A 16,964-nucleotide genomic window follows, 5' to 3' on the forward strand; every position below is an offset into this window, starting at 1 on the left:
GGGAAGTGGGGTAGTTCCACGGCTGCCTCCCCCACCGCGTCCGGCCAGCCTGAAGTCATGTCACGACGCATCGCCTTGCTGACCGTCTCCGCCGCCGCGTGGTGCGGCTTCGTCGCCGTCACCGTGTGGACGATGGCCTTCCTCGCCGGAGTGGGGCTCCGCCGGACCGTCGACGGTCCAGTCCGGATCCCGACCGGGTGGGCGGTCGCGGTCGACCTCGCCCTCCTGCTGCTCTTCGCCATCCAGCACTCCGTCATGGCCCGTCGCCCCGCGAAGGCGTGGCTGCGCCGTCACGTCCCCGCCGAGCTGGAGCGCACCACCTACGTCCTCGCCACCGACGTCTGCCTCGCCCTGCTGCTCGCACTCTGGCAACCCTGGGACCAGGCGGTCTGGCACGTCGATGGCGTCGCGGCATACGGCCTCTGGGCGCTGAGCGCGGCGGGCTGGGCGCTCGCGATCGCGGCGACCTACGCCGTCGACCACCTCGAGCTGCTCGGCCTTCGGCAGGCCGGCTGGGGCGGCCGACCCCGTCCCGACGCCGGCGCGCCCGAGGCGCTGGAGGTCGGCGGCCTGCACGCGATCGTGCGCCACCCGCTCATGACCGGGATGGTGCTTGCCTTCTGGGCCACCCCGCGGATGAGCGCGCCGCACCTGCTCTTCGCCGTCGCCGCGACCGGCTACATCGCCGTCGGGACCAGCTTCGAGGAGCGCGACCTGCGCCGCACCTTCGGTGACGCCTACGTGGCGTATGCCGCCCGCGTCCCCGCGTTCGTGCCCGGGCTCCGCGTGGGACGGGGCAGGGCGGCGGTCGCGCCGTCACGACGCGGTCAGGCCTGAGCGGTCGCGGCCGAACCGGCGGACGTCACTCCCCCCGGATGCGCTCCGGCTTGAGCACGACGAGCGCCGCCGCGACGACGATCCCGGCGCCGATGCCGACCACGAGCCCACGGCCCACGTCCTTCGTCAGCGCGCCGCCCATGAGCCCGACGAGCGCCCCGATCGACGCGCACCCGGTGAACGTCGCGATGACCTTGGCCCAGAAGGGCGCCTGCACCTCACCAGCCATGCCGCCACAGTAGTGGCGTCGCGGCGAGGACCGGACCGAACGACCGGGTCTCAGCCGCGGGAGTGGTGGCGCACCCAGAGGGCCAGCTCGGTCCGCGTGCTGAAGCCCAGCTTTGCCAGGGCGCTGCGCACGTGGGACTCGACGGTGCGCACCGACAGGAAGAGACGTTCGGCGATCTGCTGGTTGGTGCAGGCGTCGGCGACGAGCCGCGCCACCTCGAGCTCGCGGGCGGTGAGCGGGCCGGCCTCACCGTCCGGCGCGAGCCCGGAAAGGAGGCGTCCGGCCTCGTCGAGCGGCCCCGGCATGTCGAGGACGAGGAAGTCCTCCGCCGCCGACTCGGCCAGCGCACGGACCGACGGCGAGGAGGGCGGCCTGGTCGCTTCCGTCTGGTTCGTGGGGCTCGTCCGGTTCGTCGGGGTCGTCGGGGCCGGCGCGCGCGGCAGGCGCGACAGGCACTGCGCCCAGCGGAGCCGGGACAGCGCCACGAACGGGCGAGCGCCGAGGCGCAGGTCGGCATCGACCGCGCGCCGGAAGTGGCCTGCGGCCACGTCGAGGTCGCCGCCGCCGAGCGCGAGCGTGCCGATGAGGTACTCGCTCGAGCCGTAGAAGAACGGGCTCCCGCCGCCGTCGCCGGTGCCCCAGTGCGCGATCGGGGCCAGCAGCGCATGACAGCGGCGCGCCAGCTCCGCGTCACCGACTGCCGCTGCACCGAGCCCGATCTGGCCGACGGTGCCCATCCAGCGGGGCCCGAGCGGCATCCGGCCCGGCAGGTCGCGCAACGGCTCGAGCACGGCCGCAGCCCGGTCGCGCTCGCCCACGAGCACCAGGGTCTGGGCGATCGAGGCCGTCAGGATCGGGATGGGGGGAGCGCCTCTCTCCATGAGCGGCAAGGCACCCTCGGGCACGTCGCTCGTGTCCCCGCGCAGGATGGCCAGCTGGATGCGCAGGGCGTGGCACATGCCGACCATCGACACGTCACCGACGCGCTCGGCGATCTGCAGGCCGGCGTCGGACTCGCGCCGTGCCTCGTCGAAGGCACCGGTCATGGCGGCCAGCGCGGCCCGCAGCCGATGGGTGTGCCAGCGCCCGACGGGCGAGGACCGTTGGGCCGCAACGCGTTCGACCTCCTCGATCGATCGGTTCAACGCCCCGAGGTCACCGCGCTGCAGGGCGATCTCGCACTGCCACAGGTGTCCCCACAGTTCGCCCATGGCCGTGGTCGAGGTGCGCCCCAGCTCGACCGCCCGGTCGGCGAGCAGCGTGCGCTCCTCGATGGCCTGCGGATAGGACAGGACGTAGTGGCGGGCGGCCACCGCCTCGAGCTCAGCCTGCGCCGAGCCGGACCGTCGCGCGAGGTCCAAGGCGCTGGCCGACAGGGGTCCGGCGCTCTCGTCGACAGCCTCGTCCGCGGCGGCCACGGCCATGAGACACATCAGCCCGGACCGCTCGGCCAGCCGGTCCTCCGGGATGAGGGCCAGCACCCGTCGGCACAGCCGGCCGGCGACCTGCGCGGTCTCCACGGAGCCGATCCCTTGCGGCACCAAGGCTGCCCGCGCCATGAGGTCCCGGCGCCCAGAGGCCTCGGCCACGTCGACGGCCTCGACGCACGTCGCGACCGCGTCGGGCACGAGGTTGGCCAGCCACTCGTAGCGCGCCAGCTCGACCCAGGCGCTCGGCCAGGTCGGCTCCCTCGACACCGAGTCGTCGCGCGTGGCGCAGGCTCATCCGGGCGAAGGCCACCGCCTCCTCGTGGGCGCGCGCGGTGGCGGCCTGTGCAGCCGCGGTCCGCGCGCTGTCGCGGCAGCGCAGCGACGCCTCGGGCGTGCCGGCCCGGTCCCAGTGCGCGGCAGCAGCCCCGAGGAGCAGCTCGTCCCCCGTCGCCGCCATCGCCGCGGCGATGGCGGCCTCTGCGCCCAAGCGCTCCTGCGGGTCCGTGTGGGCGACGACCGCGTCGCGCACGAGCGCGTGCACGAACGACAGGCCCGTCGCTCCGTGTCGCAGCAGGCCCGCCCGCGTGGCAGCCGCGATGTGGTCGCTGACGACCGGGACCGTCCGGTCCGTGGCCGCGGCCAGCAGGGTCGGCGAGATCCGCTCGGACATCAGCGCGGCGCTGGTGATGGTGTGCCGCGCGTCGTCGGCCAGCCGGAGGAGCGGCGCGACGAGGAGTCCCCGCATCCCGCTGCGCTCGGCCAGCAGGTCGTCGAGGCTGCCCGACTGCGGCGGGGCCTCGGAGGTGAGGACGCGGATGTAGAAGGGGTTGCCGTCGGTCCGGGTCACGAGCTCGTCGGCGAGCGGACACCATGCCGCCGTCGCCTCGTCGCTCGCCAGCCACTGCACCACCTCGTCTGGGCTGAGCCCCCGCAGCGGGAGCGACTCGGCTGCGCTCCCCCGCAACAGGTCGGGCAACGTGCGACCGACCGGCGTCGACGGGTCATCGCGAGCCGTCGCCACGACGAGCACCGGCGACGTCGCGAGGTCGAGCGCGACGTGTCGCAGCAGCGCCACCGACAGCGAGTCGGCCCAGTGCAGGTCCTCGAGGAGGATCAGCAGCCCCGACGCGCCCGCTGCCCGCCGCAGCCCCTCGGCCACGGCCTCGCTGACGCGGAAACGCACCGCATCGTCGTCGAGATCCGGCGCGGTCACGGTCGCGAGGACCTCCTCCAGCTCCGGGATGCGCGTGCCGACCCGGCGCCAGGGCCACAGCACGGGCGCACCCGGGTCGTCGACGGCATACCCGTGGGCGACCTGCAGGCCCAGGGCCGCCGACCGCTGCCGGGCCGCGTCAGCCAGCGATGTCTTGCCGATGCCGCTCTCACCGGTCACGAGCACGAGACCGCCCCGGCCCGCCGCCGCGGCGGCGAGCGCCCCGTCGATGACGGCGAGCTGTTCGGAGCGACCGACGATCGCGACCACGAGGCGAGTATCCCGCCCGCCACGGTCGCCCGTCGCCCGCGTTTTCAGTGGCGACCTCCGTGGCTCCACTGAGGCGCGACCTGCCCCCCGAGCGGGACGGTGGTCGCATCGCCCGACCGGGCCACCGAATCGCCCGTCCGGGGCACCCGAAACCGGGACAGCCAACCCGAGGAGACACCATGCACGCCCAGCTCGTCATCTTCGACGGACCGCAGTCGCCCGAGCTGCTCGCGGCCGCCGAGCTCGCCGACTCGCAACGCATCAGGCCGCTCGTCGAGTCCCACCCGCAGATCCGCGACGACATCGTCGCGCGCTACGACCTGCGCCAGCCCGACGGCGGTCGCGCCATGCTCACCGTCACCGGGTCGGAGGCCACCCTCGACGCGATGACGGAGCTCATCATGACGTCCAACCTCGTCCCCGGGGAGGACCCGGCGCTGCTTCCGGGGGCGTCCCGGGCCGAGCGCTACACCGTGGCCGAGGCGTTCGTCGCGGAGACGGCGGGTGCGCGATGAGCAGCCAGGCCGACAGGGCCCTCCGACCGGCTGACGTCCCTGCCGGCACGTGGACCGTCGACGGACCCGCCAGCACGGCGCGCTTCGCCATCAAGGACAAGCTCGTCCACACCGTCCGGGGCAGCCTGCCCGTCACCACCGGTGCCGTCGTGACGGATGTCGCCGCGCAGGTCGTCAGCGCCACGGTCGAGCTCGACACGGCCGGCATCATGACCGGCAACGGCCGCCGCGACCGCGACCTGCTGGGCCGTCACTTCCTCGACGCCGGGGCCCACCCCCGCATCGTCGTCGAGGCCGGGACCACCACGACCAGCGACGGCGGATGGACCGTGCACGCGCACCTGTCGGCTCGCGGGGCCTCCTGTCCCCTCGACCTCGAGGTCACGCCGACGACCCTCGACGACGAGCACGTGCGGGTGCACGTGACCGGACGCCTCGACCGCACCGGCCTCGGTATGCGGGTGCCGACCTTCATCGTCGCTCGCGACGTCGAGCTCGACGTCGACCTCGTGCTCACCCGCGGCTGAGCACGAGCGCACCCCGTCGGACTCGCGGGCTCGCGGGTGGGGCCGCGAGCCCGCGTCCAGTCGCGCCCGGCGCTCCGACCGGCACGTGTCGGTGGGGGTGGCTAGGGTCGGCGGCATGGTGGCCCACCAGCTCACGGTCGAGAATGCACGCCGCATCGCGGTGCACGCGCAGCTGCTCGACCGTCCGCGCCCCACCGACCTCGTCGCGACCGTCGAGCGGCTGACCATCCTGCAGATCGACCCGACGGCGGCCATCGCCCCCAGCGCCGACCTCGTCCTCTGGAGCCGGCTCGGCCGCACCTACGACCCCGCCCACCTCACCGCGGCCATCGAGCAGGACCGCTCCCTCGTCGAGACCGTCGCCTACGTGCGCAGCCCCAAGGACGTCCCGGCCGTGCTCGCCGAGGTCCGCGAGGCCGAGCCCTACCCCTTCATGGCCGACTGGCTCGAGGCCAACGACTCCTTCCGCCGCGACATCCTCGCCACCCTCGAGGCCGACGGGCCGCTGCTCTCGCGCGACATCCCCGACACCAGCGTCGTCCCGTGGCCCTCGACCGGCTGGACCAACAACCGCAACATCACCAAGATGCTCGAGGCCCTGGCCCTGCGCGGCGAGGTCGCCATCGCGGGCCGCAAGGGGCGTCAGCGCTACTTCGACCTCCCCGAGCGCGTCTACCCGCCCGACCTGCCGCGGCTCACCCTCGAGCAGGCCATCGCCCACCGCAACGAGCGCCGCCTCGCCGCCCTCGGCATCGCCCCCTCGAGCGGCACCGTCATGCCGGGCGAGGGTCCCTTCGTCGGCGAGGCGGGTGAGCCCGCCGAGGTCGAAGGGGTACCGGGCACGTGGCGCGTCCACCCGGCATACCTCGACGTCGTCGACGACTTCCGTGGGCGCACGGCTTTGCTGAGCCCCTTCGACCGGCTCATCCACGACCGGGCCCGCGCCGAGCAGCTGTGGGGCTTCGAGTACATCCTCGAGATGTACAAGCCCAAGCCCCAGCGCCGCTGGGGCTACTTCGCGCTGCCGATCCTGCACCACGACCGGCTCGTCGGGAAGCTCGACGCCCAGGCCGACCGCAAGGCCGGCACCCTCGTCGTCAACGCCATCCACGAGGACGTCCGCTTCACCAAGGCGATCACGACGGCCGTCCACCGCGAGATCGCCGACCTCGCAGCGTGGCTCGGCCTCACCCTCAGCGGCCCCGCCGCGCCCTAGACCCCGACACCAGGAGCCCCCGTGCGTCGCATCGTCGCCTACGTCATCACCTCTCTCGACGGCGCCGTCGACGACCCGAACCGCCTCTTCCCGGCCGACGTCGACCCCGACCACCCCGAGCCGCCCACCTTCGACGACGAGCTCATCGCCCGCGAGAGCGCGCTCATCGGGCAGCAGGACGCCGTGCTCCTCGGCCGCCACATGTACGACGCGTGGTCGCGCTACTGGCCGACCTCCGACGTCCAGCCCTTCGCCGACTTCATCAACGGCGTCAAGAAGTACGTCGTCACCTCGACGCCGCTCACCACCGAGTGGGGCGATGCAGAGGCGGTCCACGGCACGCTCGCCGACACCGTCCGCGACCTGAAAGCCCTGCCCGGCAACGACATCGGCGTGCACGGCAGCATCGAGCTCGCCCAGTCACTGATCGCCGAAGGCCTCGTCGACGAGCTGCACCTCGCCGTAGCGCCGGTCGTCGACCCCGAGGGCCGTCGGCTCTTCGAGCGGGCCACCGACCTGCAGCGGCTGGCGCTGGTCAGCGCCACGCCGACGCCCACCGGGGCGCTGTGGCTCGTCTACCGCCCTAGGGGCGACGCCCCAGCGTCCCGTTGACGCGGTAGCCGCGCACCGCCCGCTTCGACTGCGCCGACAGGATCGACGCGTCGCTCTGGTGCGAGAGCACCGACAGCCGGGACATGTTCGACAATAGCGACACCGCGCTCATCGACGACCCGATCGACAGGAACGACGCGAACGAGCCGACGCCGCCGATCGACAGCACCGAGCCCACGCTCCCGATCGAGAGCACCGACCCCGTCGACCCGATCGACAGGAACGAGTCCCTCGACGCGATCGACCACTTCCCCCTGCGTGACCTCGGCATGCGCCCAGCCTAGGCACGCGTACCCAGATCCGAGGACGTATGCCGTCCGCTGCCCTTCGCGAGGTATCACCCCTTCCGTCCGCTCCTCCTCTCCTGCAACGGCGCCGACCCCGTGACCCAAGATCCGGCGGACCCGCGCCACCCGGCACACGCAGACCCCTCAGGAGCACCACGTGAGCAGCACGTTCGCCTTCACCGTCCACCCGCGGGCCCGCCTCGGCGAGGACCTCGCCCGCGTCTGGTCGCCCCTCGGCCGCGTGCCGGACCCCGTCTACGACGCGGCACTGCGCCGTCTCCCGCTGCGCCCGGTCGCCATGGCCGGCATCCAGATCGGCGGGGCCTCCGTCGGCCACGTCGTGCTCGTCCCGTTCGGGGCGCGCCACCTGCTCACCTCGCCCGGCGAAGGCCGAGCCCGCGTTCACCGTGCGGTCGACAAGGCCCGCGCCCTCGGCTGCGACGTCGTGGGGCTCGGAGCGCTGACCGCCACGGTGACCGCGGGCGGGGTCTCGCTGCGCAGCCGTACCGACATCGGCGTCACGAACGGCAACGCCTTCACGGCCGCCATCGTCGACGACCAGGCCCGGCGGCTCCTGCGCGACGCTGTCGGCCACGCGTCCGACCCGCACGTCGCCGTCGTCGGAGCCACCGGCAGCGTCGGCGCGGCGGTCACCCGGCTGCTCGCCCGCGACCGGGCCGTCGCCCGCCTCACCCTCGTCGCCCGCGGGGCCGGACGCCTCGACGCACTCGCCGCCGACGTCGGCCGGCAGGTCCCGACGACCACGGCCACGACCCTGGACGCCGTCGCCACCGCCGACCTCGTCATCCTCCTCACCGCCTCGGCCGACGCCCTCCTCGGGCCGCAGCACCTCGCGCCCGGCGCAGTCGTGCTCGACGCCACCCAGCCGCGCAACACCTCGCCCTCGCTCGTCGACGAACGGCCCGACGTGCTCGTCGTGGACGGCGGGGTCGTCGACATCCCGAGCCTGCGCCTCGTCGGCGGCGACATCGGACTGCCCGACGGCCGCTCCTACGCGTGCTTCGCCGAGACCGCACTGCTCGCCCTCTCGGGACATCGCGGCCACTTCTCCATCGGCGTGCCGACGCTCGAGCTCGTCGACGCCACCCGCGGCATGGCTGCCGACCTCGCGCACCTCGGCTTCCGGGCCGCGGAGCCGACGAGCTTCGGCCGGCCCGTCACCGCCCACCGTGCCACGACCGCTCCGACTCTGGCGGTGGCGTCGTGACGACCCTCGCCCGCGGTGGTCGTCCCGCTCACCAGCGAGCCCGCCACCGTGCCAGCCACCGTGCCAGCCACCGGGTCGTCCTCCTCGGCGGCGGCTACGTCACCCTCCACGCGTATGCCGGTCTGATGCGTCACGCCGGACGTGCCGTCCGCCGCGGCGACGTCCAGGTCGTCGTCATCAGCACCGACGACGCCCACAGCTTCCATGGCTTCACGGGCGAAGTGCTCGCGGGCCTGCTGCCCTACGACCGCACCCGGACTCCCCTCGTCGAGGCGATGCCGCACGCGCACGTCGTCCTCGGGCGGGTGACCTCGATCGACGCCGAGCGCCGTGTCGTCCGCTACGAGCTCGCCGCCGCGTCCGGCTCGGACGGGGAGACCAGAGGGTCCGGCGAGTCGGGCACGGAACGGGTCCTCGACTACGACGCGCTCGTCGTCGGCACCGGTGGGCGAGAGCCCGCCGCCGCGGTGCCGGGACTGGCCGAGCACGGCTTCACGCTGCGCGCGCCCGGAGACATCGCCGTGCTGACCGAGCGCGTCCGCGCGGCAGCCGCCCACCGCGGGCTGCGCCGGCAGACGGTGCTCGTCGCCGGTGGCGGGATGGCCGGCGTCGAGATGGCTGCGGCGGTCGCCGACCTCGGCGGCGCGCGGGTCCGCGTCGAGCTCGTCCACTCGGGCGACGGCATCCTGCCCGAGCTGCGCGACGACCAGCCCCGTCTGGCCCGCCGCGCCGAGCAGGAGCTGAAGCGGCTCGGCGTCCGAGTCCGGCTGGGAGTGCGCCTCGCCTCAGTGACCGAGGACCACGCGTACCTCTCCGACGGCACGGCCCTCCCGGCGAGCACCGTCATCGCGACCCTCGGCCAGCGACCCGTCCTGGTCCCCGGCATCGACGCCCACCGCGACCCCCGGGGCCGGCTCGTGACGCGGCCCGACCTGTCGGTCGTCGACGGCGTCTGGGCCGCCGGCGACGCCGCGTGCGTCGTCCACCCGACGAGTGGCGAACCCGTGCCGGCCAACGCGCTGTGGGCGATCAAGGGTGGCGAGCACGTCGGCCGCAACCTCGCGCGGACCCTGCGCGGTCGCCCGACCCGGCCGTTCGCGTACCGCGGCCTCGGCCAGGCGGCGTCGTTCGGCTTCGGCCGGTCGATCTCGGAGCTCTACGGCATCCCGTTCACTGGCTGGGTCGCGTGGGTGCTGCGGCTGACGTTCTTCCTGCGGTTCATGCCGAGCCGGCGCAAGGCAGCCCAGGTCGTGGTCGACCTCGCCCGCCACGCCACACACGGCCGTAGCGCTCCGACCACCGCACCCGCCGACGCCGACCTCGCCGGGGTCCGCACCGCCTGACGACGGCCGGCATCGGCCGAGCAGGCCCACGTTGTCCAACGTTCGGAAGGATTCGCCAGGCCCCTCCGTTGTCGCCTCAGACGTCCCCACCCCGGGGATCGACCGACGAGGAGCTGAACGTGCGCGCGATCTGGAACGGCAAGGTCATCGCCGAGAGTGACGACACCGTGGTCGTCGAGGGCGACCACTACTTCCCCCGCGAGTCCGTCGACGACAGTGTGCTCGTCGAGAGCAGCACGCAGACGACGTGCCCTTGGAAGGGCCAGGCCTCCTACTTCTCGATCGCCGTCGACGGCGACACCAACCGCGACGCCGCGTGGTACTACCCGACGCCGAAGAGCGCCGCCGCGCAGATCCAGGACCGCGTCGCCTTCTGGCGCGGCGTCACCGTCACCGACTGAGGTCTCGTCCGCGCAGTCGCGGCTCCGTCACCTGGTGTGGCGAGCCGCGAGCGCGCGGGCGATCCGTTCGACGAGGTCGTAGGGCACCGGGTCCTTGTAGAAGAACCGCACCGTGTCCTTCGTCCTACGGTGCCGCGCGACCTCGGCCTCGAGGTCCGGGTCGAGCTCGCCGACGGGGTAGAGCCCGACGTGCTTCTTCCATCCCGCGAAGTGCAGTCCGTAGCGGTCGGCGAACATCACGGCCGGCATGCCGTAGCGGATCTTCTCCTCGCCACCCGGCACGGCCCGCAGGATCGCTGTGCGCACCTGCTCGAGCACCTCGCGCTGCTCGGCGGGAAACCCGTCGAGGTATGCCGTCACCGACGTCGGCGCCGCCGTGTCCTTGGTCGCGGGTGCCTTCGCGGATGCGTTCGTGGGCGCCTTCGTGGGTGGCTTCGTGGGTGTCGTCTCTGCCTCGGCCATCGGTCCCCCTCGTCGTCACCACCCTGCCCCTCGCCAGTGTGACGGACGGCGTCCCCTGCGGCCATGGTCGATTCGCCGGACACCGGTGCGGCGATCGCCTAGCGTGAGCCGACCACCAGGGGACCAGGGAGCACCATGCGCAGGACCAAGGGACTCGTCACGATCGCCGCCCTCGTGGCGTTGGCCGCGATCGGCGGCAACGCGACGCGCGGGTCCGGCGACGTGGCGCTCGCCGGCTCGGGGGCCGAGCCGCTCGTCACGGTCACCCACACCCCGGCGCCGCCGGCGTCCCCGGTGACGACCCCTTCCGCGCCCGCAACCACCTCGACGACGCCGACCGCGAAGGCCGCGGCGACAGTGCCGGCGACGACCGGGACGACGTCGAAGGCCACGCCGAAGAGCACGACGAAGTCGACCTCTGCCGCCACGACATGGGTGGTGACGAAGGTCGTCGACGGCGACACGATCTGGGCCTCACGTGGCGGCGTGACCGAGAAGGTCCGCTTCATCGGCATGGACACCCCGGAGACGGGTCAGTGCGGCTTCACCGAGGCCCGCAACGCCCTGCGCGGCATCATCGGCGGCCAGCGAGTCACCCGGACCCCGGGCGCCCGGACCGACGTCGACCGCTACGGCCGGGCCCTGCGCTACGTCGACGTCAACGGGGTCGACGCCGGCCTGCGCCTCATCAAGCAGGGGCATGCCGTCGCCCGCTACGACTCGCGGGACGGCTACGGGTCCCATCCGCGCGAGGGCGCCTACGTGCGCGCCGACGCCGCGAGCCCGAAGGCGGCCTGTGTCGACCCGAACGCCGGCAGCACGTCGGGTGGCACGAGCGGCAACGGCCTCGCCGGCACCTGGCCCCAGGCTGGCGACAAGTACCCCTGTCCGCAGTCGCGACCGGTCAAGGGCAACGAGGGCTCGATGATCGCCCACGAGCCGACCGACCGCTACTACAACGTCACCAAGCCCGAGCAGTGCTTCGCGACGATGGCCGCCGCCGAGGCCGCCGGCTTCCGACCCGCCAAGGTCTGAGCATCATTGGCGTCCCGTCCCGTGCCGCCCATCAATGACGACCCGCACAACCGGTTGAGTCCGCTCCGCCGAGTCGGCATGCTCGCCCGATGAGCGGTCACGCCGTCGGAGTCCGGATCCCCTACGCGCAGGCCCCGGGCCACGTGCAGCGCTGGGTCGAGGACCGGCTCGGCGGCGACCTCGCGCAGGTCATCGACTGCGTCGGCGGGATGTCGCCCGGACCGGCTGCTCGCGTCCGCACCGCTTCGGGGTCGGCCGCTTTCGTCAAGGCCTGTGGCGCCGGCCTCAACCCGAACACCCCGGACCTGCTGCGCGCCGAGGCGCGAGTGCTGGCCGCACTGCCCGAGCACCCCTGCCTGCCGCGCCTGCTCGACGTCCAGGACGACGGCGACTGGGTCGTGCTGCTCATCGAGGACCTGCCCGGCTCACCACCCCCGGCTCCCTGGCGCCACGCCGACCTGGTCCGGGTGAGCGACGCACTCGCCGAAGCGCGGTCGGTGCTGGACGCCGTCGACGTCGGCGACGTGCCTGCGGCGGTGGAGTCCTCACCCATCTTCCTGACCCGGTGGCGAGCGCTGGCTGACCAGCTCCACCTCGTCGACCCGTGGTGGGCGGCGCACCACGACGCCCTGGCCCACCACGCCGAGCGCGCCGCCGGCCTCATCGACGGGGATGCCCTCGTGCACTGCGACATCCGTGCCGACAACGTCGTGCTGACGCCGGACCGGACCGTCCTCGTCGACTGGGGGCAGGCACGGCGGGGTGCGGCGTGGATGGACCACGCGATGCTCGCGCTCGACTGCTCCATGAGCGGCAGCGAGACGTCCACGGCCGAGCTGGCAGACGCTGACCCCGCCCTGCGCGACCGGGACCCGGCGGACCTGCTCGCCCTCGCCGCCGCCGCGGCGATGTCGTTCGTGTCGAGGTCGACCGAGCCGGCACCGCAGAGTCTGCCGACCCTGCCCGCGACGAGCGCGCGGTGGGCCGATGCCTTCCGCCCCTACCTCACGGAGGCACTCGCCGAGGTCGGCTGACCTCAGTCGTCGAGGCCGAGGATGCAGGCCGTGCCGACGTCGACGAAGCCCACGCGGCGGTAGATGTCGGCTGCCGCGTCGGATCCTGCCGAGAGGAACACGGTGTCGACGCCGCGCTCGCGGCACGAGGCGACGAGCGTGCTCGTGATCGCCGTGCCGTGACCGCGCCCCCGGTGACCCGGCGGCACCGCGATCCCCATCAGCTCGGCGACGTCGCCGCGGGGAGCCGCCGACCCCGCGCCGCAAAGACGGTGGTCCTCGAACGAGGCGACGACGACGAGGTCGCCGCGCTCCATGAGCTCGGGGCGCCGCCCCGGGTCCTTCGGCTTCACCTCGTCGTGCCCGGCGAACCCCGCCGACACCGAGCCCAGGGCGAGCGAGAGGTGCGGCTCGGCCGGCTGCAGCGCCCGGGCTCGCGGGTCCTGCGCCACGACCACGTCGGCCGGCATGACGAGCAGCGGGTAGAGGTGCGGCTCGTGACCGGCCGCGCGCACCGCGGGCAGCAGCGACGGCGTGACCTCGTCGACCCACTCGATGGCCCGCGGGACTTCGAGCTGCTGCTGGCGCTCGAGCACACGGCATACGTCGTCGGGCGTGAAGACGCCCCGGCCACCCAGGCGCGGCCGCGCGTAGAACTGCCACCCCGTGCCCTCGTCGGCGACGAAGAGCGTGAAGGGCCCGACCTCCTCGGCCGAGGCGACGGCGCGCGGCACGCAGTCGTAGTACGCCTCGATGCGGTCCAGCCGCGCGTCGTGAGCTCGCCCCATGGCGTCACCATGACAGGCGCTGCCCTCTCGGAGCGACCGAATTGACGCGCGCCCCAGTGCCCTTCGGCCCGCTCAGCGCCGCCCGCGACGGGTGCGCAGGTAGTCGGCGACGACGTACTCGCCGAGCCGCGCGATGTCGGGCGTGAAGACCCGACCGCCCGCCCGGCGCGCCACGGCATCGACGAAGCGCGCGAGCCCCGGGTCGTCGCCGAGCATGAAGACGTTGAGCTGGGCACCGGACCGTCGCAGCTCGTCGACCTGGGCGACCGTCGCGCGCACGGTCTGCTGCGTCGCGGGCCAGTGGAAGGTGGGCCGCCCGTCGACCTCGATGTGCGCCGTCGGCTCACCGTCGGTGACGACGAGGACGACCGGCTCGGCGTCGGGGTGCCGGCGCAGGTGCCGCGACGCGAGCATGAGGGCGTGCTGGAGGTTGGTGCCCTGCACCCACTCGGGCTCGGCCTCGGTGAGCTCGGTGGGCGTCAGCCTCCGCGCCGTGAGGTTGAAGCCGATGATCTGCAGCGCGTCGTGCCGGAAGCGGGTCTGCACGAGGTGCGAGAGCGCGAGCGCCGTCTGCTTCATCGGCCCCCACCGCCCCTCCTGCATCATCGAGAAGGACATGTCGACGCACAGCGCGACCGCGGCGACGGCCCGCCGCTCCGTCTCGGCGACCTCGAAGTCCTCGACGAGCAGCTCCACCCCGCCGCTCCCTGGAGCCGGCGCTCTGCGCCGGAATGCCGGGTCGCCCATTGCCGGGGAGGCTCCCCCACCCGAGCGCGCGTTGCGTTGCAGGGCGTTGGAGACGGTGCGGACCGTGTCGATGGGAAGCTCGTCGCCGAACTCCCACTGCCGGCTGAGGCCCGTCAGCTCGTCGGCCTGCCCGGCGGCGCGGTCGTCGTGGTCGCCGCGTCCCGCTGCCTCGACCCGCTCGAAGACCCGCTTGAGCGCCGTCTCCCCCAGCCGCCGCACGGCCCGCGGTGTCAGGCGCAGGCCGTCGTCGCCGCGCGAGACGTAGCCCTGCCGCTCGAGCTCGCGCTCGAGCTGGCGCAGGGCCTCCATGTCTCGGGCGGCGTCGGCGCCGAGGTACTGCTCGAGCCGTTCGACGTCGACGTCGTCGAGGGTCGCGCCGAAGTAGCCCTGTCCGAGCTGCTCGCCGAGCTGCTCGAGGTCGGCGAGCTCGGCCACCGCGCCGACGGCGTCGCCGTAGCCCATCGGCTCGCCCTGCCCCTGCTGCACCGGGCTGCGTCGGTCGAGACCCGGCCTGAGTGCCCGGAGGTTGTCGGACAGCTGCGCCATCTGCGAGGCGAGGTCGGGGTCGCCGAGGGCGTCGGACATGAGCTGGCCGAGCTGCTCGCGCTGCTCGGGGCTGAGCGAGGCCATCAGCCGGTCGGCCGCGGCCTGGCGCCGGGCGAGGGCGTCGATGAGCTCGTCGACGGATCCGGGCTGCTCCGGGAAGAGGTCGCCGTGCTTGTCCATGAAGTCGCGGAACTGGTCCTCGGTGTCCTCGCCGCGGGCGTGCGCGGCGAGCAGCTGGTTGAGGTCGGCGAGCATGTCCTTGACAGCCTGCATGGCCTGCGGGTCGTTGCCCGACAGCGCCTGCTTGAGGCCCTCGAACTGCGCGCCGACGACCTCACGCTGGAGCATCTGCTGGATCTGCTCGAAGGTCTGCTGCGCCTCGGGCGAGTGCCATGCGTAGCCCCCGAGGGCGCGGACGGCGCCGGCGACGTCGTCGGGGATCGTCGCGAGGTCCATCTCCGCGAGGCGGGCGTCGTCGCCGGACTCGCCGGCGAGGGTGTCGCGCTCCTCGGCGAGGGCCTGGTCGAGCATCGCGCGCACCTGGTCGAGCGTGCCGCCGAGGTCGCCACGGCGGCGCGCGGCCTCCCGCAGCCGGCGGACGCGGTCGACGAGGTCGTCGAGCCCGCGGCGCCCGTCCATGCCCCGTCGCATGAGCTCGCGCAGCGCCTCACGCAGCGAGCCACCGGCCAGGACGTCCTGCCCGACCTCGTCGAGGGCCGACCGCACGTCGAACGGCGGCGCGAGCGGGTCGGGCCCACCGTGCCACGGCGTGTAGCGGAAGCGCCCGTGCACGTCACCGCCCTCGCCCGGACCTCGTGGTGGCATCGGCGGTGTCATCGGCACGACCTACGCCCCGTAGACCGTGCGGCCGGCGACGGAGTCCTTGTCGATGCGTCGGGTCAGGTGCAAGCCCTCGAGGACGAACTCGATGGCCGCCGCGACCTGTCCCGGCGTCGCGTCGTCGCCGTGGCCGAGCCGGTCGAGCACCTTGGACAGCCCCGACACCGGACCCACCTGGGCGAGCAGGTCGGAGCCGGGCACGAGCTCTCCGGTCTCGACGACGGCACCCTCGGCGAAGAGGTTGGTGAAGCCGGTCAGGTCGAGGCCCGACAGGCGCGACCGGTAGGTCTCGGCGACGGCGAGGCGCAGCAGGTGCGTCAGCACGTCGCGCTCGCGACCCTCCTCGCCCATCTCGAACTCGACCTTGCCGAGGAGGGTGGGCACGACGGTGGGGACGTCACAGACGCGCGCGACGGCATACGCCTCCCCGGTGCGGGCCGCGCGACGCAGCGCGGAGCCGGCCACCCCCTCGGCCCCGGCGATGGCGAAGCGCGCCGACACCCCGGAGCGCTGGTCGACGGCGGAGGACTCGCGCAGCCCGCGGGTGAAACGCGCCACGACCTCGAGGAGGTGCTCGGGCACGTTGGCGACGAGGTTGGACTCCTGCGCGATGAGGGCGACCTCGTCGCTGACCTCGGTCGGGTAGTGGGTGCGGATCTCGGCGCCGAAACGGTCCTTGAGCGGGGTGATGATGCGGCCACGGTTGGTGTAGTCCTCGGGGTTGGCCGTGGCGACGAGGAGCAGGTCGAGGGGCAGCCGCAGCGAGTAGCCGCGGATCTGGATGTCGCGCTCCTCGAGCACGTTGAAGAGCGCGACCTGGATGCGCTCGGCGAGGTCGGGCAGCTCGTTGAGGCCGAAGATGCCGCGGTTGCTGCGCGGCACGAGCCCGTAGTGCACCGTCTCGGGGTCACCGAGCGTGCGGCCCTGGGCGACCTTGACCGGGTCGACGTCGCCGACGAGGTCGCCGACGCTCGTGTCGGGGGTCGCGAGCTTCTCGGTGTAGCGCTCGCTGCGGTGGCGCCACACGACGGGCAGGTCCTCGCCGAGCTCGACGGTCATCCGCCGGCAGCGCACGCACGACGGCTGGTGCGGGTCGTCGCCGATCTCGCAGCCCTCGACGACGGGGCTCCACTCGTCGAGCAGGCCGGCGAGCGTGCGCATGAGGCGCGTCTTGCCCTGGCCGCGCTCGCCGAGCAGCACGAGGTCGTGACCGGCGAGCAGCGCCGTCTCGAGCTCGGGAAGCACCGTCTCGTCGAAGCCGACCATCCCCGGGAAGGCGTCCTCACCGGCCCGCAGCCGGGCCAGGAGGTTCTCGCGGATCTCGCTCTTGACGCTGCGGTGGACGTGGCCGGAGGCACGCAGCTCGCCGAGGGTGGTGGCACCGGTGTCGGGGTGGGTCATTGCTTCACGCTACGTCCGACTCCC

Annotated in this window: 19 protein-coding genes; 11 read left to right on the top strand and 8 right to left on the bottom strand. The window is 73.6% G+C overall.

The features are described 5' to 3' along the window. Nucleotides 1-57 precede the first annotated feature (57 nt). Nucleotides 58-837 carry a methyltransferase family protein gene (locus U5C87_RS03920; protein ID WP_330475340.1) on the top strand — a complete coding sequence of 260 codons (780 nt, stop codon included), beginning with the start codon at nt 58-60 and terminating at the stop codon, nt 835-837. A gap of 25 nt (nt 838-862) precedes the next feature. Here U5C87_RS03920 and U5C87_RS03925 read toward each other — a convergent pair whose 3' ends face one another. The 3 genes from U5C87_RS03925 to U5C87_RS03935 are packed head-to-tail and all read right to left on the bottom strand — an operon-like array spanning nt 863 to nt 3,979. Then, nucleotides 863-1,066: a hypothetical protein gene (locus tag U5C87_RS03925; RefSeq protein ID WP_330475341.1), complete on the bottom strand. Its 204-nt coding sequence runs from the start codon at nt 1,064-1,066 to the stop codon at nt 863-865. Between the two features lie 50 nt (nt 1,067-1,116). After that, entirely contained in the window at nt 1,117-2,490 is a 1,374-nt protein-coding gene (locus U5C87_RS03930; protein ID WP_330475342.1) for a response regulator transcription factor, read from the bottom strand. After that, entirely contained in the window at nt 2,390-3,979 is a 1,590-nt protein-coding gene (locus U5C87_RS03935) for an AAA family ATPase (RefSeq protein WP_330475343.1), read from the bottom strand. The genes U5C87_RS03930 and U5C87_RS03935 overlap by 101 nt, the downstream gene beginning before the upstream one ends. A 179-nt stretch (nt 3,980-4,158) precedes the next feature. Between U5C87_RS03935 and U5C87_RS03940 the strand changes: the two genes are divergently transcribed. From U5C87_RS03940 to U5C87_RS03975, 8 genes are all read left to right on the top strand, one after another. After that, nucleotides 4,159-4,494 carry a hypothetical protein gene (locus U5C87_RS03940; RefSeq protein WP_330475344.1) on the top strand — a complete coding sequence of 112 codons (336 nt, stop codon included), beginning with the start codon at nt 4,159-4,161 and terminating at the stop codon, nt 4,492-4,494. After that, entirely contained in the window at nt 4,491-5,021 is a 531-nt protein-coding gene (locus tag U5C87_RS03945) for a YceI family protein (protein ID WP_330475345.1), read from the top strand. The genes U5C87_RS03940 and U5C87_RS03945 overlap by 4 nt, the downstream gene beginning before the upstream one ends. Nucleotides 5,022-5,136: 115 nt before the next feature. Then, nucleotides 5,137-6,237 (top strand): DNA glycosylase AlkZ-like family protein, encoded by a 1,101-nt coding sequence (locus U5C87_RS03950; RefSeq protein WP_330475346.1) that lies wholly within the window; start codon nt 5,137-5,139, stop codon nt 6,235-6,237. A 21-nt stretch (nt 6,238-6,258) separates the two neighbouring features. After that, nucleotides 6,259-6,849 carry a dihydrofolate reductase family protein gene (locus U5C87_RS03955; RefSeq protein ID WP_330475347.1) on the top strand — a complete coding sequence of 197 codons (591 nt, stop codon included), beginning with the start codon at nt 6,259-6,261 and terminating at the stop codon, nt 6,847-6,849. 83 nt (nt 6,850-6,932) lie between these two features. Then, nucleotides 6,933-7,133, top strand: coding sequence for a hypothetical protein (locus U5C87_RS03960; RefSeq protein WP_330475348.1), 201 nt, complete (start codon nt 6,933-6,935; stop codon nt 7,131-7,133). A gap of 160 nt (nt 7,134-7,293) precedes the next feature. After that, entirely contained in the window at nt 7,294-8,364 is a 1,071-nt protein-coding gene (locus U5C87_RS03965; RefSeq protein ID WP_330475349.1) for a semialdehyde dehydrogenase, read from the top strand. Further along, nucleotides 8,361-9,707 (top strand): NAD(P)/FAD-dependent oxidoreductase, encoded by a 1,347-nt coding sequence (locus U5C87_RS03970; RefSeq protein WP_330475350.1) that lies wholly within the window; start codon nt 8,361-8,363, stop codon nt 9,705-9,707. Before U5C87_RS03965 ends, U5C87_RS03970 begins: the two co-directional genes overlap by 4 nt. Nucleotides 9,708-9,826: 119 nt before the next feature. After that, complete coding sequence (locus tag U5C87_RS03975) at nt 9,827-10,108, top strand: DUF427 domain-containing protein (protein WP_330475351.1); 282 nt, start codon at nt 9,827-9,829, stop codon at nt 10,106-10,108. Nucleotides 10,109-10,135: 27 nt separating this feature from the next. Here the strand turns inward: U5C87_RS03975 and U5C87_RS03980 are convergent, their stop codons facing one another. Together U5C87_RS03980 and U5C87_RS03985 are read right to left on the bottom strand one after the other, a co-directional pair. Continuing rightward, nucleotides 10,136-10,570: an iron chaperone gene (locus tag U5C87_RS03980; RefSeq protein WP_330475352.1), complete on the bottom strand. Its 435-nt coding sequence runs from the start codon at nt 10,568-10,570 to the stop codon at nt 10,136-10,138. Nucleotides 10,571-10,668: 98 nt separating this feature from the next. After that, entirely contained in the window at nt 10,669-11,079 is a 411-nt protein-coding gene (locus tag U5C87_RS03985) for a hypothetical protein (RefSeq protein WP_330475353.1), read from the bottom strand. Here U5C87_RS03985 and U5C87_RS03990 point away from each other — a divergent pair. Next, a complete protein-coding gene (locus U5C87_RS03990; RefSeq protein WP_330475354.1) occupies nt 11,057-11,605 on the top strand; it encodes a thermonuclease family protein in 549 nt (182 codons plus the stop codon). The genes U5C87_RS03985 and U5C87_RS03990 overlap by 23 nt on opposite strands. An 89-nt stretch (nt 11,606-11,694) precedes the next feature. Next, on the top strand, nt 11,695-12,639 hold the full coding sequence (locus U5C87_RS03995; RefSeq protein WP_330475355.1) for an aminoglycoside phosphotransferase family protein: 945 nt from the start codon (nt 11,695-11,697) through the stop codon (nt 12,637-12,639). A gap of 2 nt (nt 12,640-12,641) precedes the next feature. Here the strand turns inward: U5C87_RS03995 and U5C87_RS04000 are convergent, their stop codons facing one another. From U5C87_RS04000 to U5C87_RS04010, 3 genes are all read right to left on the bottom strand, one after another. Continuing rightward, nucleotides 12,642-13,406 carry a GNAT family N-acetyltransferase gene (locus U5C87_RS04000; RefSeq protein WP_330475356.1) on the bottom strand — a complete coding sequence of 255 codons (765 nt, stop codon included), beginning with the start codon at nt 13,404-13,406 and terminating at the stop codon, nt 12,642-12,644. Between the two features lie 72 nt (nt 13,407-13,478). Beyond that, complete coding sequence (locus U5C87_RS04005) at nt 13,479-15,536, bottom strand: vWA domain-containing protein (protein ID WP_330475357.1); 2,058 nt, start codon at nt 15,534-15,536, stop codon at nt 13,479-13,481. Between the two features lie 9 nt (nt 15,537-15,545). After that, nucleotides 15,546-16,940: a sigma 54-interacting transcriptional regulator gene (locus U5C87_RS04010; RefSeq protein ID WP_330475358.1), complete on the bottom strand. Its 1,395-nt coding sequence runs from the start codon at nt 16,938-16,940 to the stop codon at nt 15,546-15,548. Nucleotides 16,941-16,964: the final 24 nt, after the last annotated feature.

The sequence above is a fragment of the Terrabacter sp. C0L_2 genome (assembly GCF_036352015.1).
GTDB classification, from domain to species: Bacteria; Actinomycetota; Actinomycetes; order Actinomycetales; family Dermatophilaceae; genus Terrabacter; species Terrabacter tumescens.